21 protein-coding genes and 1 tRNA gene are annotated in these 22471 nt (G+C 60.3%); 14 read left to right on the plus strand and 8 right to left on the minus strand.

Annotated elements, in window-relative coordinates:
• Positions 1 to 63: 63 nt before the first annotated feature.
• The 3 genes from BM222_RS27465 to BM222_RS27480 all read right to left on the minus strand — a co-directional run bounded on the left by BM222_RS27465 (position 64) and on the right by BM222_RS27480 (position 3747).
• Positions 64 to 1269 (minus strand): NAD(P)/FAD-dependent oxidoreductase, encoded by a 1206-nt coding sequence (locus tag BM222_RS27465; protein WP_092234968.1) that lies wholly within the window; start codon positions 1267 to 1269, stop codon positions 64 to 66.
• 528 nt (positions 1270 to 1797) lie between these two features.
• Positions 1798 to 2748: a helix-turn-helix transcriptional regulator gene (locus BM222_RS27475; protein ID WP_092234971.1), complete on the minus strand. Its 951-nt coding sequence runs from the start codon at positions 2746 to 2748 to the stop codon at positions 1798 to 1800.
• A 48-nt stretch (positions 2749 to 2796) separates the two neighbouring features.
• Positions 2797 to 3747, minus strand: coding sequence for a helix-turn-helix transcriptional regulator (locus BM222_RS27480; RefSeq protein ID WP_092234973.1), 951 nt, complete (start codon positions 3745 to 3747; stop codon positions 2797 to 2799).
• Between the two features lie 446 nt (positions 3748 to 4193).
• Between BM222_RS27480 and BM222_RS27485 the strand changes: the two genes are divergently transcribed.
• The gene (locus BM222_RS27485) at positions 4194 to 5123 is read left to right on the plus strand and encodes a helix-turn-helix domain-containing protein (protein WP_092234977.1); all 930 of its coding nucleotides are present in this window, start codon (positions 4194 to 4196) and stop codon (positions 5121 to 5123) included.
• An 8-nt stretch (positions 5124 to 5131) separates the two neighbouring features.
• Here BM222_RS27485 and BM222_RS27490 read toward each other — a convergent pair whose 3' ends face one another.
• Entirely contained in the window at positions 5132 to 6046 is a 915-nt protein-coding gene (locus tag BM222_RS27490) for a catalase (RefSeq protein ID WP_092234980.1), read from the minus strand.
• A 512-nt stretch (positions 6047 to 6558) separates the two neighbouring features.
• On the opposite strand from BM222_RS27490, the gene BM222_RS27495 reads away from it, so the two are divergent.
• From BM222_RS27495 to BM222_RS27560, 13 genes are all read left to right on the plus strand, one after another.
• Positions 6559 to 6882 carry a hypothetical protein gene (locus BM222_RS27495; RefSeq protein WP_143106062.1) on the plus strand — a complete coding sequence of 108 codons (324 nt, stop codon included), beginning with the start codon at positions 6559 to 6561 and terminating at the stop codon, positions 6880 to 6882.
• A 4-nt stretch (positions 6883 to 6886) separates the two neighbouring features.
• Positions 6887 to 7261, plus strand: a complete 375-nt coding sequence (locus tag BM222_RS27500) for a hypothetical protein (RefSeq protein WP_092234988.1) — start codon at positions 6887 to 6889, stop codon at positions 7259 to 7261.
• A 1044-nt stretch (positions 7262 to 8305) separates the two neighbouring features.
• Entirely contained in the window at positions 8306 to 9562 is a 1257-nt protein-coding gene (locus BM222_RS27510) for a tyrosine-type recombinase/integrase (RefSeq protein ID WP_092234994.1), read from the plus strand.
• 236 nt (positions 9563 to 9798) lie between these two features.
• Positions 9799 to 10029 carry a helix-turn-helix transcriptional regulator gene (locus BM222_RS27515; protein ID WP_092234997.1) on the plus strand — a complete coding sequence of 77 codons (231 nt, stop codon included), beginning with the start codon at positions 9799 to 9801 and terminating at the stop codon, positions 10027 to 10029.
• Positions 10030 to 10125: 96 nt separating this feature from the next.
• Positions 10126 to 10806, plus strand: coding sequence for a hypothetical protein (locus tag BM222_RS27520; protein WP_092235001.1), 681 nt, complete (start codon positions 10126 to 10128; stop codon positions 10804 to 10806).
• 154 nt (positions 10807 to 10960) lie between these two features.
• On the plus strand, positions 10961 to 13045 hold the full coding sequence (locus BM222_RS27525; protein WP_092235003.1) for an AAA family ATPase: 2085 nt from the start codon (positions 10961 to 10963) through the stop codon (positions 13043 to 13045).
• A gap of 277 nt (positions 13046 to 13322) precedes the next feature.
• Positions 13323 to 13718, plus strand: coding sequence for a hypothetical protein (locus tag BM222_RS27530; protein WP_143106063.1), 396 nt, complete (start codon positions 13323 to 13325; stop codon positions 13716 to 13718).
• 51 nt (positions 13719 to 13769) lie between these two features.
• A complete protein-coding gene (locus BM222_RS27535) occupies positions 13770 to 14168 on the plus strand; it encodes a hypothetical protein (protein WP_143106064.1) in 399 nt (132 codons plus the stop codon).
• A gap of 1 nt (position 14169) precedes the next feature.
• Entirely contained in the window at positions 14170 to 14820 is a 651-nt protein-coding gene (locus tag BM222_RS27540; protein WP_092235012.1) for a hypothetical protein, read from the plus strand.
• Positions 14821 to 14824: 4 nt separating this feature from the next.
• Entirely contained in the window at positions 14825 to 15289 is a 465-nt protein-coding gene (locus BM222_RS27545) for a hypothetical protein (protein WP_092235015.1), read from the plus strand.
• Positions 15276 to 15572, plus strand: coding sequence for a hypothetical protein (locus BM222_RS27550; RefSeq protein WP_092235018.1), 297 nt, complete (start codon positions 15276 to 15278; stop codon positions 15570 to 15572). Before BM222_RS27545 ends, BM222_RS27550 begins: the two co-directional genes overlap by 14 nt.
• Before the next feature lie 69 nt (positions 15573 to 15641).
• Positions 15642 to 16025, plus strand: a complete 384-nt coding sequence (locus BM222_RS27555; protein ID WP_177243499.1) for a P27 family phage terminase small subunit — start codon at positions 15642 to 15644, stop codon at positions 16023 to 16025.
• A complete protein-coding gene (locus tag BM222_RS27560; RefSeq protein WP_143106066.1) occupies positions 16009 to 16380 on the plus strand; it encodes a hypothetical protein in 372 nt (123 codons plus the stop codon). The genes BM222_RS27555 and BM222_RS27560 overlap by 17 nt, the downstream gene beginning before the upstream one ends.
• Here the strand turns inward: BM222_RS27560 and BM222_RS27565 are convergent.
• The 4 genes from BM222_RS27565 to BM222_RS27580 form a co-directional block, all read right to left on the minus strand.
• On the minus strand, positions 16377 to 18347 hold the full coding sequence (locus BM222_RS27565) for an AAA family ATPase (protein ID WP_092235027.1): 1971 nt from the start codon (positions 18345 to 18347) through the stop codon (positions 16377 to 16379). The two genes, BM222_RS27560 and BM222_RS27565, sit on opposite strands and share 4 nt — an antisense overlap.
• A gap of 289 nt (positions 18348 to 18636) precedes the next feature.
• Positions 18637 to 18712: transfer RNA gene (locus tag BM222_RS27570), tRNA-Lys, on the minus strand.
• 269 nt (positions 18713 to 18981) lie between these two features.
• Positions 18982 to 21648: a glycosyltransferase gene (locus tag BM222_RS27575; protein WP_092235030.1), complete on the minus strand. Its 2667-nt coding sequence runs from the start codon at positions 21646 to 21648 to the stop codon at positions 18982 to 18984.
• A 215-nt stretch (positions 21649 to 21863) separates the two neighbouring features.
• Positions 21864 to 22466 (minus strand): beta-1-3, beta-1-6-glucan biosynthesis protein, encoded by a 603-nt coding sequence (locus BM222_RS27580; protein ID WP_092235033.1) that lies wholly within the window; start codon positions 22464 to 22466, stop codon positions 21864 to 21866.
• Positions 22467 to 22471 lie beyond the last annotated feature (5 nt).

Consider the following 22471-nt stretch of genomic DNA (forward strand, 5'->3'; position numbering starts at 1 on the left):
AATCCTGGTTGAGCGCTTGGGATCGGGCCGCGCCCTTCGAGAGAAGCGCGGCCCGACGGCTTCCTACAGCTCGCTGACGTGCTCCGGATCGGCTGACGCCAGCGCCGCGGCGCGCTCGGCGCGTGGCGGGTAGATCCACACCGTGTTGATCTGCTGCTTGGTCTTCTTGGCCTCGTCTCCAACCAGTCTCAGCTTCCGCTCCCAGCCGAGCGTGAAGATTGCGCCCGCTTCTCCGAGATCGAGGCAAGTGGCGTATGCGACCTGGTGATAGGGTTTGGTCGGCACACCCAGGAGCTCGGCGGCGGCGTTGTTGCCGGCAAAAGCGCCCATGCGCAGCGCGTGCTGGCAGGACATCAGCGCGTAGTTGCCGGCATCATCGCATGCGGCGCGCGCAGCATCGCCGGTTGCAAATACCCCCGCGACGCCCGGCACGCGCAAGTCGCGGTCCACCAGCAGCCGGCCCAGCTTGTCGCGCTCGGCGGGGATCTGGGTGGTCAAAGGCGCTGCGCGCATGCCAGCGGCCCATATCACCGTCTCGGTCTCGATGTGTTCGCCGGTGGAGAGCAAGACGCCGGATCCTTCGAGCGATTCGACACCCGCACCGACCCGGGTCTCGATGCCGAGCTTCTTCAATGCGTCCTCGATGACGGGGCGGGAATCTGAGCCCATGTCGGGAGCGACCGCCTTGCTTCGATCGACTATCACGACGCGTGGCTTTGCATCCTTGCCGAGGATCGCGCGAAGCCGCGCCGGCATCTCGGTCGCCGCTTCGATACCGGTGAAGCCGCCGCCGGCGACAACGACAGTGTCGCGTCCGTTCGAGGCTGGCCGGCTGGCTAGGCTATGGAGGTGCTTGTCGAGAGCAACGGCATCGGCGAGCTGGTCGACGCTGAAACCGTGCTCGGAGAGGCCGGGAATGTTCGGGCGGAACAGCCGGCTGCCGGTCGCGACGACCAGTCGATCGTAAGAGAGCTGCTTCTTCGTTCCCTCCCTTGTAACGATAGTTACCGCGCGAGAATTGGTATCGATCGTCTCGGCGCTGCCCTGCACATAAACAACGTCGATGGATTTGAGGACGTCCGCCAGAGGCGCGGTCAAGGTCTCAGGTTTCGGCTCATAAAGCCGCGGACGAACCACCAGTGTCGGCTCGGGCGCGACCAGCGCGATCTCGAGCTCCTTGGGCGTGGCGCCCCTGATGTCGCGAAGGCGAGCGGCGGAAAGTGCGGCATACATGCCGGCGAAACCGGCGCCAATGATAACAAGTCGCATCTGATCTACTCCTCTGGTTTGACGTCTCGGGACACACGCGCGTCACCACCGCCGCTCCCCCGATAAGGAGAGGACTTGCCGCGATCACGACACGCAAAAGATGTGAATCGAAGAATGCTGGTCGCTTATGGAGCGCTGCAGTCCGGCGTTAGCCGTGTTTCGCATGCCGCGTGACAGTCTCGTGACGCCATCGGCCCGCCTAGCCGAAGAGCGATGGGCTCGCTTGTGCGCAACAACCCACCATCGTGGAAGGAGAGGGCTTCATCCCTGGTCACGATCGACGTCGCAGCAGTCGGCGGAATTTCGACTTCTTCACCCGTTGCCGACGTGAAGCGCACGCTGAGTGACAACCCGTAGACCAGCGCTGTCGCGATAGCCCTCCGTGACCGGACCATTCCGAGGAGGGCGACACTGTGCTTCCAGGCCATTGCTCGTCTCCATCCATTGTCGGTGTTCGACGCCGTAGTTTTACAGGATTGGAGCTGCTGCTGCGCCAGAGCGATTGATGTGATTGCAGAGAGATTGCTGTTAGCGCACGCGCCTGCGCCAATCGCTTGGAGTTTCGCCGGTCAGATTCTTGAATGCCGCGGCGAACGCGGTTTGTGATGCGTAGCCAAGCTCCTTTGCCACCGATTGGATTGCCGCATCGGTTTCCTTGAGCAAGTTCATGGCGCGCTCGAGCCGCTGCTGGCGCAACCAGGCATGAGGCGAAAGACCCGTACTTTCCTTGAAGGCGCGGCAGAAGTGAAAGCGCGACAGGCCGGCGTCGGATGCGAGCGCCGCCAGAGAGACGTCAGAATCGCAATCCGAACGCAATCGCTCGATCGCGCGACGAAGCGCATGGGGAGCCAGCCCGCCCGTGATCGGCTCGAAGGCTACCAGTGCGCCGGAATGCTCCGCCAGGATGCGCGTCGCCAGGAGCTCAGTCAGCCGCTGTCTGAACAGGGCGTCCAGCACAGCATTGCCCTCCAGCGCATCGGCCGCGCTCATCAGCAAACCTGACGTGACAGGATCGGGGTGCCCGGTGCGCTCCAAGAGATCTCCGGGAGCCGGCGCATCGGCATCGCGAGCGATACGTTCTAGCGTCCTGTGCGGAAGGTAGAGCTGGACGACATCGACAGGCCCCGGAATATCCCATCTGGCGCTTGAGCCGGCGGGAATGATGGTCACAACTCCGGAACGCGCCGTTCCAATCGCCACGGACCTTCCCATGCGCCGCTCCAGGCGCTGGACCCCTGTCGGATAAGCCATGATGACGTGGTCAGTCATGGGCTGGACAACGTCGTGCAGAGCACCGTGCTTCCAATGCGCGATGCCGCCATTGGATGGATCCGAGGTAATCTGGAGCGGGGTTGTCTTGAGGATGCGGGCCATCTCCGCATCGGCGGGTCGTCGCTCGGCGGCCGCCGAGGTGCTGGGGCACGCGCTTGGTGCGGCAAGCAGAGCCTGCAAAGGATCGTGGGGGAGCGGCTTGTCCATGAAGCGGTCCTCGCGTTCGGCAGACACTTCGAGCTCGAGAGTGTTTTGCTAACGCACACGCCGCCGCCAATCGCTTGGCATCTCTCCGCTCAATCGCCTGAAGGCTGCGGCGAATGCCGTTTGCGAAGCATAGCCAAGCTCTGCTGCCACCATCGCGATCGATATGTCTGTGTCGCGAAGCATGGTCATGGCCTGTTGGAGCCTGTGTTGGCGCAGCCATCCGTGAGGTGAAAGGCCGGTGCTCTCCTTGAAGGCGCGACAGAAATGGGAGCGGGACACGCCGGCATCGGAGGCGAGGGCGCCGAGCGAGACGTCGGCGTCGCTGTCCGATCGCAAGCGTTCGATGGCGCGGGCCAGGACCTTCGGCGAAAGTCCGCCGACGATCGGCTGGAATGTCGTTGGCGAGCCGGTGTGCGCAGCCAGGAGGCGCATGGCCAAGAGGTCTATCAGCTGGTGCCTGAACAGATTGTCCAGGGCGCCATTGCTCTCGAGCGCGCTTACCGTGCTTAAAAGCAATCGGGACGTAATGGGATCCGGATGCGCCGTTCGCTCCAGGAGATCGGTCACTGTGCCGGTCACCGCTTCGTCGGCGACGCGCTTCAGCGTTGCGTGAGGAAGGTAGAGCTGCACGACGTCGACGGGTTTCGGGATATCCCACCTCGAGCTGGATCCCTCCGGAATGATGATCACGACTCCGCGACGAAACGTACCCCTCGCGACCGATCTTCCCGACCGACGCTCCATGTGCTGCATCATGCCGTTGTAAGCCATGATGACGTGGTGACTCATGGGTTCGACGACGTCATGCAATGGGTCATGTTTCCAGTGGGCGATGCCGGCGCCCGAGGCATCCAAAGCCATGCGAAAGGGCGTGGTGTGGAGCACGCGCGCCATCTCTGCACCAGCGGCGCGCCGCCCGGCAGTCGACGGTTGGCCCTGGCTCGGCTCGGATATCGCCGTCAGATCATCTGGAGCAGCATTCTCTATCGGCTGGCTCATGGGGGAATCCTCGCTTCAAGGCCATACGGTCGCAGCATCGGAGACTCGATTTCGCGGCTGGCCTGAGGGCGGTTGCCTGCTGTCGGCCCTGGTCGGGTTACCGGGCGAGCGTCGCGAGCTGCAGGCGGGCGTTCTATGCCCGCAGAACTACTGGGTCTTTCCCAAAGCGGCGCCGCTTTTCCCGATTCTGCTCAAAGCGCCGCGTGCGAGACATTGTGATCGGTCGAGCAGGCGTTCTGTCTGATCGATTAACCGGAGGAAATCGCAAATAGCCTTGAAATCGCTACGAAAAATCGCTTCTAGAATCGGATCTGCCGTTTGTGCAATCGCACGTTCAAACGCGCTCCAAGCTGGACCTCCCACCCGGATACCGGATAATGAGGACCGACTTTAAGGGCGGTGGGGCGTAACGGGCTGTCGGGGCAAAATCTTGATCGGCGATCGAAATGGCACAGACCGGTTTCTATGGTCAGAGGCTTGCGCAGTTCTTGCGCTTGAAGAACGTGCCGTCTTCGCTGATTACGCGTTCACTGCGCAGTGCCGAAGTTGCTGTTACCGAGGCGTGGAATGACAACCCAGAGCCAGCTCTGAGCGGCTCGTATCGCGAAGACGCCTACAACGTCAGTCTGAAGCTTCAGGATTACCCCGACTGCGAGCTCTGGGATAATGGCAAGTGCGTCGTCAAGGCGGATATCCGGGCCGGCGCGACATACCTATACGACCTCAAGCGCGATCCACGCTACGTCATCGACAAGCCGTTCCACTCGCTTCATTTCTATGTTCCGCGTTCGGCGTTGGACGGCATCGCTGAACAGCTCGGCGCGCCGCGCATTGGCGAACTGAGCTGTCCGCTCGGCGTCGGCCATGACGATGCTATCATGCGTCATGTGGGCGCCTCGCTGCTGGAAGCGCTGCGTCGGCAGGACGAGGCCAATCAGCTTTTCATTGATCACACGATGCTTGCGTTGACAGCCCATGTCGCCCAGACCTATGGCGGGCTGCAGCGCATCAGCGAACTGGCGCGTGGCGGTCTTGCGTCGTGGCAGGTGAGACGGGCATGCGAAAGGCTCGATTCCGATCTCGGTGGGAAATTGTCATTGCAACGGGTCGCGGCTGAACTTGGTCTCTCGGTCAGCCATTTTTCACGGGCGTTCCGTATCTCGACAGGTCTACCGCCGCACCAATGGCTGCTTCGCCAGCGCGTGAAGGCGGCCAAGCAATTGATGAGCGTGCGCGGTCTGACGCTGTCCGAGATTGCGATATCGGCGGGGTTCGCCAACCAAAGCCACTTCACGAAGGTGTTTTCGGCCCAGGTCGGTGTCAGTCCGGCCGCATGGCGCCGGGAAGCACTCGGCGTCAGGGACCGCGAGTCCTGACCACTCGATTAGCGGCGCTGCGCGAGGTGCATCGCGTAGACGGCGGGTCGCGCTGCAAAGATCTCGTCCGGCGGATAACCGATACCCTCAGCGAGATTTGCAGGATCGAAGGCAAAGGCGTCGCACGTTTCGTTCGGCTCGACACCGGTGATCACGATGGTGCCGAGCCGCACGGCCTCCCGGCTGTCTTCATCGGGCCATCGGATCGTGACATCGAGCGTGGGGTCTTCGGGGCGGCCGAGCAGCGCCATGAGGCTGAAGCGGATATCGCTGTCAGCGATGTGCCTTTCGAGGTCATTATGCAGGGCGGCGGCCGAACTTGTCTTGACCTCGCCTTCAGGCAGCGCAGCGTCGGCGCCGACCGGGGCCACCTTGAATTTGATGAACTGCGTCTCGCCGGTCGCATTGGTAGCCGGGAACGCATGAACGGCCCAATAGGTGGTTTCGGCAAAGCTCGGGGGCAGCGGATGGGCGGCGATGTAGTCGGCCTGGTGCCGCGTTTCCGGATTGGTCGCGGAGAATGCCCCGACCTTCACCGGGTCCCGTCTTCCATCCGCCCGCGGGCTGTGGGCCTTGAGGAAGGCCAGCATCTGATCGAGCGTCTTCGCATAATGAACCGGAGCGCTCTGCGTGAGAATGTCCGAGCGATGATGCCCATCCCCGAGCCTGAAACTGAAGCCGCGCAGGACCAGATTGTCGGTTTCCGATCCGTTGGCGCGGCCGTCCACAGAGAAGCGCGCCAGCACGCGTGATGGTCTGGTGAAGCTCCGTGACCTTGTGACCTCGTCGGCTCGATCCGAGGGAATGTAGGTCCCCCGGACGCAGTATCCACCGGCAAAGCACGCGCGTGCCGAGGAGGTTCCGTTGATGGCTCTCATGGCGTCGACGATCGACGCGTGCTTGGCGGCATTGGACCGGATCATGGTGATGTATCCGATCGACTTGCTAAAGCTGCCACGCGCGGCAGTTCTTTGGATGCAGGAAGACAGGGGGCTGGGGGCGCGTCGGTCGTGAGCTCCTGCAAAAGAGCGGCACGTCATCCGCGGCCGTGATCAAAACCATGGGATTTTGCGCATCGACCGACGGCGCCGGGATCTTCTGTCCTTCCTCTATTGCCGACGTGAAGCGAACCGTCGCGGAAAGGGCGCACATGAAGGTTGTTCTGAGAACTCTCGGTCGGGAGGCGAGTATCGCAGATTGGCTGACCAGGTAATTCCAGACCATCATTTTGTTCCTCCGCTCGTTGGTGCGTCGACACACTGATGGTAGTCGGCGGGCGCGGGCGCTGCCCCAGAGCGATTGTCCCCGTTGCAGAGCGATTGCTGCTAGACGAGGAGGCCACGGCATTACCGCGAGTAAGGGAGGAGGGCAGTACAACGAAGCGCCAGGATCGTGCGACGAATGGCGCGGGCTTGGCGCTCGCGCTAATCGAAACATGAGCTTTAATTTCAAAAGCTTCCTGGTGAGCGTGAGACGGTGGCTACCACTCTCACGACCACTTTACCCAGAAATCTCCACGGCGATTGCTGCTGCTATGGAAGAACAAGCGGCAGCTACACAAGAAATTACCCGGAACGTGCAGCAGGTTGCTGAAGCGTCGAACCAAGTATCCGAGCACATTGAAGGTGTCAGCTCGGTGGTTACCGAGACAGACCACGCCGCCTCGAATCTGTTAAACGCGGCAGATGTGCTTGTAGACGAGGCCCAGACGCTCCGACGCGAGGTGGATGGATTCCTTAGTTTGGTTCGCGCGGCTTAAGGATATGCAGCACGATCTCGTCAACGATGAGTATCAGCAAGGCGAGACGCTGGCGCTGTTGCCCAAGGAAAGCCGCGTGCAACGGTGGCTGGCGGACCGAATGACACTCAAGCAGGGGCGATCCTATTCGGTTGATCGTGAAGTTCATGTTGCAGACGAAAAGGAGCCCGACATCCGGCTTCGGTGTAAGCCTACGGATGCGACGATGCCCATCGAAATCAAAGTTGCGGAAAGCTGGACCTTGGAGCAGCTTGAAGACGCGCTCGTAAGGCAGCTCTGCGGGCGCTACGCGCCAAAGACGGACGGCACGGCATCCTGTTGTTGGTTCACCAGAAGCACAGACCTCGGGGTTGGTCGAGGAAAAAGGGGCCGGCTCTGACATTTACTGAGGTCGTCGCTCACCTTAAGAAGATGGCAGTCAGGATATCAGTTGCGGCCGTTGGCGGCCCGCAGCCTGAGATCGCGTCGATCGATGTTTCGCAGTTTCGTAGGAAGGCAAAGTCAGAAGCCACCCGAAAGAAGGCCGCGAAAGCTGCCAAGAAAACCAAGCCCAAGCCCAAGGCCAAGGCCAAGGTAGTCCAGAGGGCGGTTGCGAAAGCGAAGAAAACGAACGCGGTAAGAGCGAAAAAGGCGAACGTAAAGAGGAAGCCCTCGACTACGACTAGAGCAAAAGTCAGCAAGAAAGCTGTGGTCAGGTCTTCTTCTCGCCCTCCCAGAAAAAGACGGCGCTAAGCTTTGAAGGCGGCCGTCGCGCCTAAAGCCCTGATTGAGACGTTCGAACGCCTCGGCGCCCCTTCTCCGGTCTCAACCTCTGGAGGGCCTGAGCTAGGTCGAATCCTTCAGCTTCGGCGAACGCCGCCTGCTGCGCTTGGACTTATGCCCGGGCTCGGCAGGAGGCTGAAGCCTAATCGTGAACCCGATCTGTAGGAGTTAGCGTATCGGATCCAGGAGGCGGGTGGCCAGCAACCGTGGCCTCGGACCTAAGCAATATGAGAAAGTGGCGGGTTTTTGCGCACGGGTTCGGCGCTTGAACGTTAGGCTTTGGGCTTTCGGACCTTCTGCACGGCCATGGCCGACGAACGGATCCCGAACGAGGTTTGTAAACCTAGGCCGAAAATTGTAAACTAATGCGGGCCTCTAGCTCATCCCAATCGAAAGATGAGCTTTAATTTCAAGAGCTTCGTGGTGAGCGCGCTGGGGCTCGAACCCAGGACCCCGTGATTAAAAGTTTGCTTTTGGCGTCCCAATACGTCCTAATAAGCGCTATTTTCCCTGAAATCATTGACTTTATTGCCACTGTAGTCATAGGGTCTTCTACTGCCTTTTAAACACGCTGCTGATTAGATGCCGATTAAGTGGCGGGATCACAGGGTCGCGTCACAGGGTCTAATCAGCAGGCTCGCTTAATCAGCAAGGAGCCCCGATGCCCAAAGCCACCCTCACCACCAAGAAAGCCGTCGATGACCTGCCGCACCCGGAAAAAGGCCAGGTGCCGTACTGGGACGATTCCGGGCTGACCGGGTTCGGCGTCGTCGTCGGCACCCGCGAGAAGACCTACGTCATCGAGCGCCGCATTCACGGCAAGTCGAGACGGATCACGCTCGGCCGGGTTGGGACGATCACCCTGCAGAAGGCCCGCAAGGACGCCGAGCAACTGGTGGGAGAGATCGCGGGCGGCACCGATCCAGTGCAGCGCCGACGCGATCAAACCGCAGGCGGCATGACCCTGCGGCAGGCCTGGGAGCTTCACCAGCAGGCGATGAAGAGGAAAGGCAACTCGCAGGCCACTTTCGACGATTACCAGAGCAAGATCGATTGCCACCTCAGTGACTGGCTGGATCGGCCATTGGTCAGCATCACCCGCGCCGCCGCCCGCGAACGTCACACCAAGATCGGCGAGAACTCCGGGACCTACATGGCAAACGGTACCATGAGGGTCTTGCGCGCGATCTGGCGTCGGGCCCGGCGCGAGCATCCGGAGTTGCCGGAGCCGCCGACTGTCAACGTTGACTTCTACGCCGAGAAGAACAGGACGACTGTCATCACCGACTGGCCCGCATGGTGGGCAGGCATTCAACAGATCGAGAACCCGGTGCGCCGCGACTTCTATATCTGGCTCGCCTTCACCGGCTGCCGGGCAGGGGAAACCATGCGGATGGAATGGGACAACGTCGATCTCGATGCCAGGGTGGTGCGCTATCCGATCACCAAGACCGAAGCGTTGGAGTTGCCGCTATCCGACTTTCTTGTCGAACTGCTGCGCAAGCGCAACGCCTGCCCGCAGACCATCGAGCTGTTCGGTGCCGATTGTAAGTGGGTGTTTCCTTCGCTGCTCGCGAAGAGTGGTCATCTCGAAGAGGAGAAACTGATCCGGAGCGAGCCGAAGTTGTTCAAGCAGCGCTGGAGCCCGCATGTGTTGCGGCACAGCTGGATCACCGCTGCCGATCAGAAAGTGAAGATCTCCGATGCCCATCAGCGCGCGCTCACCAATCACAAACCGAAGCGCACGAAGAACAATGATGCCCACGCCGGATACATCCACCCCGACCTCAATGATCTCCGGAATAGCCAGCAGACGATGACTGACTATTTGCTGGCGCAGATCAACGCGTCGAGACCGGCCAAGAGCGGCAAGATGAACAACGTGGTCGCATTCGAAAGGCGTAATGCGGCAAAATGAGAGCTATTGCGGCTCTCTAAAAAACTGACATACTGGCACGGCCGAGGGGACCAAGCCTCGGCCGTAGTCGTCTTATTGAGCGACTACACTCGGCCCCGGCTTTCGGCACGGCGATTGTCCGGCTCAAAACAGCGAAAACAGCAGATCAGATCAATGCGCACCCGTAACCGGGCGTCGGCGCACGGCTAGCCCTTCGGTCGCCGCGCTGTTGTCGCTCCCAACGCTGAGCCGAGCCAATGCAAAACAGCACCGCCAAGACCTCCGCAACGATCACCACCGAATATCTCACCACGCCGGAAGCGGCCGGATATCTCAAGGTGTCACCGCAATATCTTGAAGGTGCCCGCTCTCGCGGTGATGGCACCGGACCTCCCTACGTCAAACTTGAACGAGCCGTTCGCTATCGCAGGCACGATCTCGACGCTTGGATGGCCTCGCGCATTCATGCAGCCGACAAGCCGATCTGATCCAGCAACAAAAATGCCCGGCTTCGCACCGGGCATTTTCGTTGCTGGATCGCCTTCACAAGCCGCGCCACACGAGTTGGAAGGAGACTTAGTTCTATGTCCGCTCAATTTGAAACGCAAGATCATGCCGCGTCCGTTCTCGATGACGCGAGCATTCTCACCGCTAGGTCGAGCTGCCAGCCCAAGAACTGTGACGATTACGTCAAGGACATCCACCATCATTGGGGGAGGGCCGTCCAAAGCATCATTGCGACCGGATGCATCTTATTAGCGGCTAAGGAGGGTCCCCATCGGCTGCAGCACGGTACGTTCGAAGCGATGGTGCGAAGCAAATTGCCTTTCAGTGAACGTACGGCTCAGATGTTGATGAAGATCGCGGGGCATCCGGTCTTGTCGAATCCGAAACATGTTTCGCTTTTGCCGCCGTCCTGGGGGACGCTCTACGAGTTGACCAAGTTGCCTGACAACAAACTGCTGACCGGTATCAGGGATGGCACCATCACTCCCAAGCTGGAGCGAAGAGACGCTGCCGCTCTCCATCGTGATCGAGCGTCGAGAACCGGTGAGCGAACGTCCCCCAATCTGCACGAACAGAATGCGCAATTGAAAGCTGAAAATCAACGCCTGCGCGAAGACAAGGGTGACGCGTTTGGCCCCAACGATACTGTCGCCGACATAGTGCGCGTGATTGTCGAGCAGCTCCGCAGGTTAAGCAATGATAAGATCGAAAAAGTCCTACAAGAGGTGAAAAGAACCGTCAAAGTGCAGCGCAGTTAATAAGCGGGCGGAACACCGACTCCGGCGCGATTCGGCACTCAGATCGCGCTGAACCAGCAAACGCGAAACAGCAAAATCGAAAACGCAAAGTCGAAACGCGAGAACGGAAAAATGAAAATACTGGCCGTAACATTGCTGATCGCGAGAATGCGCCATGAATCGCCAACAGAAGCCGATCACCGGCTTGACGCCGAATATCACCGACATCTGCGCTCACTTGTATGCGATAGCCCCGCCCGCCCGCCCGCGCGGCTACTCACAAACCGCATGCATCGAAATTGCTTACGGTAAAGAGCCCAATCAGGCGCAGAACTTCTCCGTTTTCGAAATCGAGTATGCTGCCGAGTTCGCCGCCGCTCGAAACGAAAATGGCGACAATGTTTGGGTTGGTGCAAACATCCGCGATTGGCGCCGCGATCCACCACAGGCGCGCTCAACGGTCGATGAGTTTGGATCATCAGATTATGTGTGGTTCGATTTTGATGATCCCGGCGATGCCGAGCGCGTCGATTCAATTTTGAAGCAGAGCAACATCCGGCTTTCTTTCGTAGTGACCACCGGGACGATCCCGCATTTGCGCATGCACGGTTACATCCGGGTAGATGACATCCGCGATGCCGCACATCAGAAGCAAATCAATTCAGCCTTGCAGCGTTTACTGAGCACCGATCCTTTAGTTATAGACTCCGGCCGTGTGATGAGGCTCGCCGGGACTATTGCCTATCCGGACAAGGACAAGCGCGAACGCGGCTACGTCTCTGAGGTCACGACATTCCACAAGTTCGACGAACCGCCGACTTATCGGGCTGAGCAGTTGCTCAAATTACTCGGTGATAACGTTGGCGCGCAGAAGCCAGATCACCTCCAGCCTCTCGCCTCCGGCGATCTCAACGTATATGAGCGTCACGCCGCTGACCTATTGCATGCAGACGGCCGCCTCACTGAAAATGACATTCGAGAGCTGCTCCAGAAGCATGAAGGCGGGAAAGGTAAGGGTTGGCACAACGACATGCTCGCGGTGACGTGGGAGCTGATCATTCGCGGCTATGATCCGTTTGGAATCCGCCTGATCGTTCAGAGCGCATGCAAGCACGGTTTTGATGATCGCGATATCGGACCATTGGTCGACAAGAAGTGGGCGGAATTCCACGCGCAAGACGTTAGCGCCACCAGCCAAATCAACACGCCCGCTCCAGCACCACGCTTCTTGACCTTGGCGCAATGGCGCGAGCGCGATCTGCCGACGCCGGATTATCTGATGAGCGAGGTGTTCTCGACCACCAGCCGCGCAATCCTGGCTGGGCCAACCGGCTTGGGGAAATCGAATCTGGCGATTGCCATCGGGATGCGGATGGCTGCCGGTGCGAGATTCTTGCACTGGCTGGGACGTCGCCGGTCCACGGTTTTGTATATCGACGGCGAGATGTCGCGCCGCTTGCTCCGCGAGCGTTTGCTGAGCGAAGAGAAGCGCCTGCTCAATGAATGCAGTGAGGTTGAGAGACCTGCGATCAACATCGATGGCTTCCACGCGCTCAACACCGAGGACATAGCAAGCTTTCATCCGCTTAATACGCGCGCGGGACAAGCGAGCATCGAGCGGTTGATTGCCGATATCGAGGGCTGCGACTTCGTCATCTTCGATAACGTGATGGCGCTGATCTCAGGACCGATGATTGATGAGGAAGCGTGGGCGCAGACCTTGCCATGGGTCAAGTCGCTGACCAAGCGCGGCATCGGGCAGCTCTGGGTACATCACACCAACGACGAAAATAAAATCTTCGGCACCAGAACCCGCGCTTGGCAGATGGATGCCGTGATCGTGCTCACTCCGGTCGAGCGTGAGAGCACAGACATCTCGTTCGAACTGGCGTTCACGAAGGCACGCGAGCGCAGGCCTGATAACCGCAGCGACTTCGACAAGGTCGCCATCTATCTCGCCGACGATCAATGGCTATGCGATGCCCCGCAACTGAGGAAGGCGCAGGTCTCACGGCAGGCCGAGAAATTTTACCGGGCGCTGGTCAATGTGATGGCCGGTGGCATGACCCCCAAATCCAAACGGCTGCATGGCCGCCACGCGGTTCACTCCGACGACTGGCGAACCGAATGCGTCCGCCTTGGGCTTATCGATCCGGTTGAGAAGGCCCATTCAGCCCGGACCCTGTTCGCCAAGCACCGCCGCGATCTAGTCGCTTCCGACAGGATCGCCTGCGAAGGGGAGCATTCATGGGTGCTCTGATGGGCCAAAACGTCAAGCGTGCTGTCTGGTTGCGGAAGGGCCTCCGCAACCATGCCGCAACTATGGTTTTTCGAGAAGCCCGCAACTATGCGCAACCACGCGCAACCACCTTGCAACATGGGCGCAACCGTTGCGCAACCATCACCCGAGGACCTCCGCGCAACCATGCAACCGTCCCCCTAGGGGACGGTGCAATGGTTGCGTGTCCCAGAGATCAGATAGTCGAAATCAAATGAACCGCCGCGCGCGGCGCCCAAAGTTAGAGGAGTTCCTGATCATGGACATATGGATCGATCCAACGGACGGCAGCAAGGTGCTCGGCATCATCGAGCGGCAGGATGAGGCCTTGGCGCCGGAAGCGCATCCGGAGCCCGCCTATTCGCTGCAGGCGGCCGGTCTGGTGAATGCGGCGCCCACCATCGGCAAGGGCAAGTATTTCCGCATCCTGTCCCGCGATCCCCGAGCCGTTCGCTCGCGTACCACCCGCGCACGGCAGAGGGACGGCTTGGCCTCGCTGGCGCTGGACGTGCACGAGCACGACCTCGCCAAGTCGCTGATCGCGTCGGGCCGGGATGAGGATCAGGTGCTGAAACCCACCGTGGTCAAGCACGCGCTGGAGCAGGTGATCCGGGACTGGATCGAGCGCTGGAAGCCGTTCTGGCCTAAGGAGTAGTCCTGCAACGCGTGACGCTGCTATAGGCCGCGCCGGGCCTACGTTGCCCGGATGAGCACCCTTCGCAAACCATTGGTCCCAGAAGACCTCCACCGCCCCTCCCGCGCGCTCTCGATCTCCCGCGCCGTCGTCGGCATCGGCCGACATCAGGAACTGCGCGCCGCCGCTGCCTTCGTCAACGCCCAATGGGGCGATGCGCACGCGGCAAAGATCGTCGAGAAGACCGCCGTTGTGCCTGCCGACCGCAGCAACCTCACGCTGTTCAGCTCGACCACGATCTCGACGCTGTTGGACATCTTGGGACCGGACAAGGCATTCTCTCAATTGGTCCCGCGCTGCATTCCGGTGACGTTCGACAGCTACAACGCGGTGACCGTGCCCGGCATCGTGTCGGACGCCAGCGGTCAACTTCGTTGCGGAAGCCGCGCCGATCAAAGTCGTGCAGCATGACTTGTCGACCGGCGCGACGTTGACCGCCGGACACAAGCTCGCGCTGATCTCGGTGCTGACGCGCGAAGTGATCGAAGTCACCAATGCCGACGCGCTCGTGCGCGTCAAGCTCGCCGAAGATCTTTCGCTCGGTCTCGAAACGCTGATGCTCGATGACGTGGCTGCGAGCACGACGCGTCCGGCAGGTCTGCGCAACGGCGTCAACAAGACGACGGCCACGGCGGGCGGCTCTTTGAACGCGATGTTGACCGATCTGTCGACGCTGGCAGGCAAGGTCGCGGCGGTCGGTGGCGGTGATGTGGTGTTCATCGCAGATGCGACCACGGTGACGAAAGTCAAAATTCTCGCACCGCTGTTTCCCTATCCGATATGGGCGAGCGGCGGCGTTGCCGATGGCACGGTGATCGCGATTGCGCCGCGCGCGCTGTGCATCAGCGGCTCTAGCGATGCGCCGCGCATCTCGGTTTCCAATGAAGCGGTTTTGCATATGGAAGATGCCGTGCCGCTCCCGATCAGCACTGCATCGAGCATGCCGTTTCCTGTGAAAAGCCTCTATCAGACGGATTGCGCGGCGGTCCGCATCATCTGTTCTGACGTTGCGTGGGGATGGCGCGGCGCGGGCTGCGCCTATACGGATTCAATTTCGTGGTGATCGCATGAACGAAATCATCGACCGCGCCCGCGAAACACTTGATCGGCTCGGTGACATCGAGGCCGACATGATCGCTCGTCGTGAGCGTCGAGCGCTGCACGGCGATGGCGAGATGTGGCGAGTGCCGGAAGAGCGCAACAACGTGCGCAAGCAGAACACGTCGCGGCTGATCATCAAGACGCGCGAGGACGCGTTGGTCGAGACGCCAGAACCGCACCAAGTAGATCGCGCTGAGCTGATGGACTTCGCCGATGCGGTCGGTGAGACCACCGGCAAGCTGGAGAAGATGATCCGCCAAGCGGGTACGGCGCAGGATGAAGCGCTCGGCGCGCTGCGTGACGAGATGGTTGCGCTGATCGAAGATGTGAGAGCCGATCTACAGGGACAGCTCGATGCATTGGAAAGCGATCTGCTTGATCGCGGCGCGAATGTCACCGCATTGAAGAGGCGCGCTAATGTCAAAACGTGAAGAAGAAATTGCCGAACAGTTGTGGGAAGTGAAGCTTCCGACGCGCGCATCAATGCTGATCTTGACGATTGCGATGATGAACGAAGGTCCCGCTTTTGTCGGCGCAACGCTCGGCGTTGTAGAAACGCTTAGTCAATCGTTCGGACAGCGCCAACGTCTCGAATTTGTCGAGCGACTGCGCGATCTGGCTGATCGACTCGAGAGGCAGGAGCTAGCTGGGGCCAGGGGGCGGTTCAAGAATGCTTTGCCGGGTCCTTCGCCCGACGCGTCGGGGCGAAGTTAATTCCAACGTGTCGAAAGCTGTTAATATCGAAACCTCATGCCACGAAGAAGCGCCGCTGAACTATCGGTCGTGACCGGCATCGGAAGCCGGGCAAACCGGCTGCGACCGCCACCAACCTTGAACGAAACCGAGCGGACCATTTTCATCGAGATCATCAACAGCACCAACCCGCAACATTTCGTGCGCAGCGACTTGCCCTTACTGGTGCGCTATTGCGAGGCGCACGCGCTCTGTGAGCAGGCCGCCAATGAGCTTAAGGCAGGCGGGGCTGTGATCGGCGGTCGCCCATCACCATGGCTCGCGGTTGCAGAAAAGAGCAACCGCAATGTGGTTGCGTTGTCGATGCGGCTGAGGCTCAGCCCGCAGGCCCGGCAGCCCAACAATCCATCGCGGAAGGCGGCTGCTGGTGTCAGTGCCTACGAGTTGATGGAGGGTGATGATGACACCCGATGATCTCGATAAGGCAGCCCTCGAACTCGCGATGCAGATGGCACCACGCCTCGAAGCAGGACGCGGCGCACAGCTCGACGCGATGCTGGCGGGCGGCGAACCGTGGCTTACGGTCGCGCAGTTCGCGGCGTATTGCTGCCAGACGGAGAACCTGCATCTGAAGCCGTGGGAAACCCCGCCGGTGTGGATCGATGACCCGGATGATCCCGATGCAGGCGCATATAACCCGCAACCGCATGACGGCCGCCGCGAAGCGGCGAAGTTGCGGCGTCAGATGCGGAAGCTCGGCATCTCGGAGTGGCACCCCGATCCGATCGCGGCGATCGAGGCGGCGAAGTGCGCTAACGAAAAGGGCTAATCGGCTTGGATTGCTGAGTTGACGGACGCAAAGAGCTTTTCAGCCCGGTCCAAGGTTTCGTTCACTGACTGCGTCGTTGCTTCGAGCGTAGCTAGGTTGCGGATCAACCAAGCTGAAGGGGTGAAGTGATCGAATATCGGTAAGGGCTCTGGAAGAACTTTGAACGCTGCTTCCGCTTTCTTAACGAGCCGCACCGTACCGGTGTCCGCCTTGTCCAAGGTTGAACCTGTAAGCTGATATTTTGCAGGGAGGGTGTACGCCTCGTTTACGATTTCGGCGAACAATCCGATTTCAAATAGGTCCTCAATATCGGATTCGGCCTTGCCGGTGAAATCGGCGATAGTGAATACCTTGCCAGCGCGTAATATCTCGCTTTTGCGGAGTTCTTCTATTTTTTTGGTGTCTTGTTTAGTTTGATCGGCGAGCACGGCGATATCGAGCTTGTTACCGCCGAACAGTGATACGAAGGCGCGAACATTTCCGATTCCACCAGCGGGACACATGGTCCACCTGGTATCCAGCCCGGTACGCTTGCGTGCCTTCAGTGCAGACGACAGGGCTTGCAGGTAAAGGATGTCCGACGCGCCCTCGACTAGAAGGGTGTGCTTTCCGATGAAGAGTGATTGGGTGATTTCGTAACCCAAGGCTCCCTGCAGAGGAAAGAGAGTGTCGGGGTCGCGCGTCAGAATATCTTCACGCACCTTAGTTCCGAGTGGGACGCGACGTGTACCTTTCAGCTCCACTTGATCTTCAACCACGCGGACGGCGGTCAGCTTGTCCGGTGCGACCATGAACGGAGAGTGGGTCGAGTAGACAATCTGGTGATAGGGGGCCAACTTCTCCTCAAAGTACCGAAGCAGATCGCCTTGTGCCTTGCCGTGTAGCGTCAAGCCGGGTTCGTCGAGGAGGAGCACCACCGGCGTTGCATCATCTTTCACTTGGGCAAATTTCACTAGAAATGAGAAGAACCAGACGAATCCGGCGCTGCGCTCGGAAAACGGCGTGTCTACGCGATGCAGCGCATTGTAAATGCGCGCGCGACCGATGATGTTTTCGTTGAGTGGGGGCTTATCCTGCGGTCTGGCTGGGTCAATTGTCACCACTACCGACAGGTCGGGATTCTGCGTCCAAAATTCCAGTATCTGGTCGGTGATATTATTCGAAGCGGCTTGTAGTTTTGCGTTGAATGTCTCGTATGTGCCGACAGTTAAAATCTCGTCCAGAGGAACTCCGGCATACTCCAAAAACTCCATGAACAATCGGGCGCCGCTGTTCTCGTCCTTAAAGATTTCGTTGTTGCTCTTCCACGTTTTTAGAAAGTCCAGGCGGACGGCGCCGTCCATGCGGTCGTAATTGGAGAAGTACATGAACTTCGGGAAGTAAGTTTCTAGAATCGAGTACATCAGCGCATGAAAGGACGCGTGCGGTTTAATCCACTTCAGAAGCGCTGTCTGATCCTCAGTCAGTTCCGGAATCGTGGCGATCTTTGCAGCGAGATCACTGAGGTCATCGGCTCCCTTTAGCCCGGCCAGTTGTTCCGGATTGAAGTCGCGACCATTGAGCAGATGTGCAACAGCTTTTTTGTTGTCGATTTCGAATTTCCATTCGGGCTTGGAATTGTAGCGACGGCTAATCTCGATAACCGGGGATTTGAGCGCTTTGTCCCCAAGCACGTCGCGTACGTCTCCGATCTCTTCATCAGTTAGTTTCCACTTGGTCTGGATCGCGATAGCTTCTTCGCCCTTATGTCGTTGCGAGTATGCAGTGAGGTGGCGCCGGGGGTAGTCCCGTTCTTTGTCGAAGACGACGGGCGTGCTCGGGTGCGGGTTCAGGGCGGCGAGCGCGAGTAGAATGGCGCTCTTACCGGCTTCATTCTTGCCGACCAAGCAGGTGATATTTTCAAGCGAAAAAGATTCCGAGTCTTCAGCGGACCGAAAATTCGTGACGTGAGCCTCAATCAATTTCATTCAAAAACCCCCTGCGAATCACGGCGTGGAAGGGGACACAATGCAGGGTAGCAACACGAGAAATAAACCGCCCACCGCACCTATTCACAGGTGAAAGCGAGGGACCGAGCCCCCCTTTTGGCGGCGGGGCGGATCCCAGGAATGCAGGGCCGGGAAGTACCGCTCGACGAACGCCAAAAGTAGAAAATTTTGTTGCTGATTAACTGCTGATTAAATACTTGCGGAAGTTGAGCATAACCAGTTCGTCTAGTAGACGTCTAAGTTAACGACTTGCTCTTCCTCGGGTTTTTGGTGAGCGCGCTGGGGCTCGAACCCAGGACCCCGTGATTAAAAGTCACGTGCTCTACCGGCTGAGCTACGCGCTCCCATGGCCGCTGATGGCTTTAGTGATCGACCGCCATCGTCTCGGTCATTTGGAAAAGCATGTCTTGCCGCCACGCTGATTTGGCATTGCGGGGAAAACCGGATGATCCGGGTCATGCTTTCGGCCCGCGCTGTGTAGGGGCATGGGACATGGAGGTCAATAGCGCGAATGGCTGCCGCGGATAGCGGTACGAGCGGGGATTCTGCTGCGGTTTCTACCGCTTAGCGAAAGACCTTCACCTCGGTTGGCGGTTCGTCATCCACGTCGAAGTCAGTTCGCCTCCCGCCGCACCTCGCTTGGCACGGCTTGCGCGTTGCCTGCTGTCGGCAGCGCGACGGGGCGCAGGCCGATCAGCTCGGCGGTGCGGATCGCGCTGTCGCGCCAGAACTGGAACGAGTTGATGCGGCTGAGCTCGAGGATGGCGATCGCGACCGCGGCCAGGAACGGCAGGCTCTGCAGCACCAGCACGCCGGCGAAGATGTAGATCTCGGTGATCTGGCGGAAAGAGTTGGAGGCGACCAGCACGCCGGCGCCGACCAGCAGCAGGGTGCCGATGACGGCCTCCCAGAACGCCTGGAACTCGATCGACATCCTGGACAGGCCGCCCTTGGAGGTGCGTGCGAATGCGATGTGCTCGGTGATCAGGCCCTGCGCCACAGCGCGCGACACCGTCCATTGCACGCTCATCGCGGCGATCATGGCGCCAAGCATCTGGCCGGGTTTGATCGCAACGCGCGCGCGGTACATCGACAGGAAGTGCGCGAGCGAGACGACGAAGGCGCCGATGATCGGCAGCGTCAGAATCTTGTCGGGGATGGCGATGTCGGCGAAGGCGACGATCGGCACCCAGACGAGGTTGAGCAGCGCCACGACGACACCGAGGCTTTCGGCCCCGAGCCAGTTCAGCCAGCCCAGGCCATATTCGCGCTTCTGATCAGGCGTCAGTCGGCTGTTGCCGGGCAGGAAGCGCCGCCAATGCTTCTTCACGATCTGGAGGCCGCCATAGGCCCAGCGGTGACGCTGCTTCTTGAAGGCCTCATAGGTGTCCGGTAGCAGGCCCTTGCCGTAGCGGTAGCGGGTGTAGTGGGTGGTCCAGCCGAGCTCCTGGATCGCAAGCCCGAGATCCGAATCCTCGCAGATCGTGTCGGATGACCAGCCGCCGGCCATGTCCATCGCGGCGCGGCGGATCAGGCACATCGTGCCGTGCACGATGACGGCGTTGAGCTCGTTGCGCTGGACCATGCCGATGTCGAAGAAGCCCGCATATTCGCCGTTCATGATGTAATGCATGATCGACAGATCGCCGTCACGGTGCTCCTGCGGCGCCTGCACCAGCCCAACGCGCGGGTCGGCGAAAGCCGGCACGAGATCCTTCAGCCAGTCGGGCTCGACGACATAGTCGGCATCGAGGATGCCGATGATCTCGGCGTCGGCGGCGGTGCGGTCCATCGCGATCCGCAGCGCGCCGGCCTTGAAACCCTGCACCTTCTCGGCGTTGATGAACTTGAAGCGTTCACCGAGCGCGCGGCAATGATCCTGAATCGGCTGCCAGAATGCGGGATCGGGCGTGTTGTTGATGATGACCACGCATTCGTAGTTCGGATAGTCGAGCCGCGACAGCGCATCGAGCGTCTGCTTGAGCATCTCGACCGGCTCGAAATACGCAGGGATGTGGATCGAGACCTTCGGATAGTAATTCTCGGGCACGTTCTCGATCGGCTTGCTCTTGGCGAGCAGCCGCTGCGGCGGGCGGCCGAAGGCGACGGCCGCAATCTCGTCGATGCGGGCCATGGCGATCAGGACGAGAGGAACAAGCAGGATCATGCCGAGCGTCAGCGCGAACGCCGAGCCGAAGATGAAATAGTGCCCGTTCCAGAACGCGAACACGGTCGCGGCCCAGGCGCCGACGCCATTGGCGGCCGCCGACAGCAGGAAGGCCTGCCTGGCGGTGGGCTGCTCCAGGCGCAGGATCGGCAGCGACAACAGGATGCCGACCAGCAGTGCGATCGTCATCAGCTTCCAATAGTCGGGATTTTCGACCGGTCCGGTCCAGGCGAATTTCGGCTCGCGATTGGCGTTGAGGATGCCCCAGTACGGACCGACGCCGCCCTCAAAATATTTCCAGGGCTGATCGATCGCCTCGACGATGTTGTAGTCCATGCCAAGCGCTTCGGCACGGCTGACGAAGTTGCGCAGCGTCAGGGCTTGCTGGAACGGACCGGGATCGGCGTTGCGCAAATTATAGCCCGCGCTCGGCCAGCCGAACTCAGCGATGACGATGCGCTTGCCGGGGAACTGGTTGCGCAACAGGTTGTAGCGATCCACGGCCTGGTCGACGGCCTGGTCCGAGCGGAAGTTTTCCCAGTAAGGCAGCACGTGCGCGGCGATGAAATCGACGTTGGAGCCGAGTTCGGGATTATCGCGCCAGATGTTCCAGATCTCGCCGGTGGTGACTGGCACGTGGACAGCGCTCTTCACCTGCTTGATCATCTCGATGAGGTCTTCGACCTTCTGCTCGCCGCGATAGATCACCTCATTGCCGACCACGACGCCGACGACGTTGCTGTTCTTGCGGGCGAGGGCGATCGCCGCCTTGATCTCGCGGTCGTTGCGATCCTTGTCCTTGTCGATCCAGGCGCCGACGGTGACCTTGATGCCGAACTCCGCCGCGATCGGCGGCACCAGTTCCACGCCGCCCGTGGACGAATAGAGACGGATCGCGCGCGTCATCGTCGACAGCGTCTTGAGGTCGGCGCGGATTTTCTCGACAGTCGGGATGTTGTCGATGTCGGGGTGGGACGCGCCTTCGAACGGCGCGTAGGAGACGCTGGGAAGCAGGCCCTTGAAATCGGGCGCGGGTTCCTTGTCGCGCAAGACTCCCCACAACCCGGCGTGAAGCGCGGACACGAGCAACAGAACTGCGGCGACAACGCGCATCGCGGCTAAACCAAAAGGGGCTAAAGGGGCAGGGAAGCGGATCCGACCCCGAGATCCGACCAAGTCCGCGGCAAATGGAGCATACCTCTGCCGCGCGGTTTCACAACTGTCATGGCCTCATGTCCCTATGAAGGCATGGCAATTTTGGATGCGTGGCAGTGCCATCAGCAGATATCGCCGACCGTTCCTGAACGGGGGCTGAAGCCGGCCTGCGGCTATTTGGACGGTGCCGGCGTCGGGCTGGCCGCAGGCGAGGGGCTCGCTGCCGGCTGCGGCTGCGGGGCGCCGCCGGCGGCCGGTGCGGGCGATGGCGAAGCCGCTGCGGCTGTCTGCTGCGGCTGCGCAGCCGGGTTGATCCAGCAGGCCTGGGTCAGATTATTCAGGCTGTTCGGAACCTTGTCGTCGATCTGGGTGAGGAAGCGGGTCAGGCAGCGGAACGCGGCCTGGATGTGGCCGCCCGGGCAACCGAAGCGGTCGTAAAGATCGATGTGGCGAAAGGCGGTATCGAGGTCGTCCCGGTACATCAACTGAACTGCGCGACGGCCGAGCCAGACGCATTCAGGGTTGCCGCCCGGACCGTTAATCGCTCGGGCAGCTTCGGCGAACTCGTCGATGCGCTTCTGGTTCTGATTCTGGTTGGCTTCCTTGGCTGCGTCGGTAGCCTGCGCCGCCGGCTGCTTGCCCTGCTCGGGCGCCGGCGCTCCACTCTGGGCTGAGGCGCCGCCGAGGCTGGTCAGTAGAACAAGGGAAGTGACGGCCAAGGTGGCGGCGAACTGCCGCAGGACCGCATTTCGTGACTCGAACACCCGTCGCCGCATGAATT

The sequence above is a fragment of the Bradyrhizobium sp. Gha genome (assembly GCF_900113735.1).
Taxonomy (GTDB): domain Bacteria; phylum Pseudomonadota; class Alphaproteobacteria; order Rhizobiales; family Xanthobacteraceae; genus Bradyrhizobium.

Excerpts from the sequence above, each read along its gene's own strand:
- BM222_RS27465 (WP_092234968.1), bottom strand. The coding sequence starts at position 1,269 with ATGCGACTTGTTATCATTGGCGCCGGTTTCGCCGGCATGTATGCCGCA.
- BM222_RS27475 (WP_092234971.1), bottom strand. The coding sequence starts at position 2,748 with ATGGACAAGCCGCTCCCCCACGATCCTTTGCAGGCTCTGCTTGCCGCA.
- BM222_RS27480 (WP_092234973.1), bottom strand. The coding sequence starts at position 3,747 with ATGAGCCAGCCGATAGAGAATGCTGCTCCAGATGATCTGACGGCGATA.
- BM222_RS27485 (WP_092234977.1), top strand. The coding sequence starts at position 4,194 with ATGGCACAGACCGGTTTCTATGGTCAGAGGCTTGCGCAGTTCTTGCGC.
- BM222_RS27490 (WP_092234980.1), bottom strand. The coding sequence starts at position 6,046 with ATGATCCGGTCCAATGCCGCCAAGCACGCGTCGATCGTCGACGCCATG.
- BM222_RS27495 (WP_143106062.1), top strand. The coding sequence starts at position 6,559 with ATGAGCTTTAATTTCAAAAGCTTCCTGGTGAGCGTGAGACGGTGGCTA.
- BM222_RS27500 (WP_092234988.1), top strand. The coding sequence starts at position 6,887 with ATGCAGCACGATCTCGTCAACGATGAGTATCAGCAAGGCGAGACGCTG.
- BM222_RS27510 (WP_092234994.1), top strand. The coding sequence starts at position 8,306 with ATGCCCAAAGCCACCCTCACCACCAAGAAAGCCGTCGATGACCTGCCG.
- BM222_RS27515 (WP_092234997.1), top strand. The coding sequence starts at position 9,799 with ATGCAAAACAGCACCGCCAAGACCTCCGCAACGATCACCACCGAATAT.
- BM222_RS27520 (WP_092235001.1), top strand. The coding sequence starts at position 10,126 with ATGTCCGCTCAATTTGAAACGCAAGATCATGCCGCGTCCGTTCTCGAT.
- BM222_RS27525 (WP_092235003.1), top strand. The coding sequence starts at position 10,961 with ATGAATCGCCAACAGAAGCCGATCACCGGCTTGACGCCGAATATCACC.
- BM222_RS27530 (WP_143106063.1), top strand. The coding sequence starts at position 13,323 with ATGGACATATGGATCGATCCAACGGACGGCAGCAAGGTGCTCGGCATC.
- BM222_RS27535 (WP_143106064.1), top strand. The coding sequence starts at position 13,770 with ATGAGCACCCTTCGCAAACCATTGGTCCCAGAAGACCTCCACCGCCCC.
- BM222_RS27545 (WP_092235015.1), top strand. The coding sequence starts at position 14,825 with ATGAACGAAATCATCGACCGCGCCCGCGAAACACTTGATCGGCTCGGT.
- BM222_RS27550 (WP_092235018.1), top strand. The coding sequence starts at position 15,276 with ATGTCAAAACGTGAAGAAGAAATTGCCGAACAGTTGTGGGAAGTGAAG.
- BM222_RS27560 (WP_143106066.1), top strand. The coding sequence starts at position 16,009 with ATGATGACACCCGATGATCTCGATAAGGCAGCCCTCGAACTCGCGATG.
- BM222_RS27565 (WP_092235027.1), bottom strand. The coding sequence starts at position 18,347 with ATGAAATTGATTGAGGCTCACGTCACGAATTTTCGGTCCGCTGAAGAC.
- BM222_RS27575 (WP_092235030.1), bottom strand. The coding sequence starts at position 21,648 with ATGCGCGTTGTCGCCGCAGTTCTGTTGCTCGTGTCCGCGCTTCACGCC.
- BM222_RS27580 (WP_092235033.1), bottom strand. The coding sequence starts at position 22,466 with ATGCGGCGACGGGTGTTCGAGTCACGAAATGCGGTCCTGCGGCAGTTC.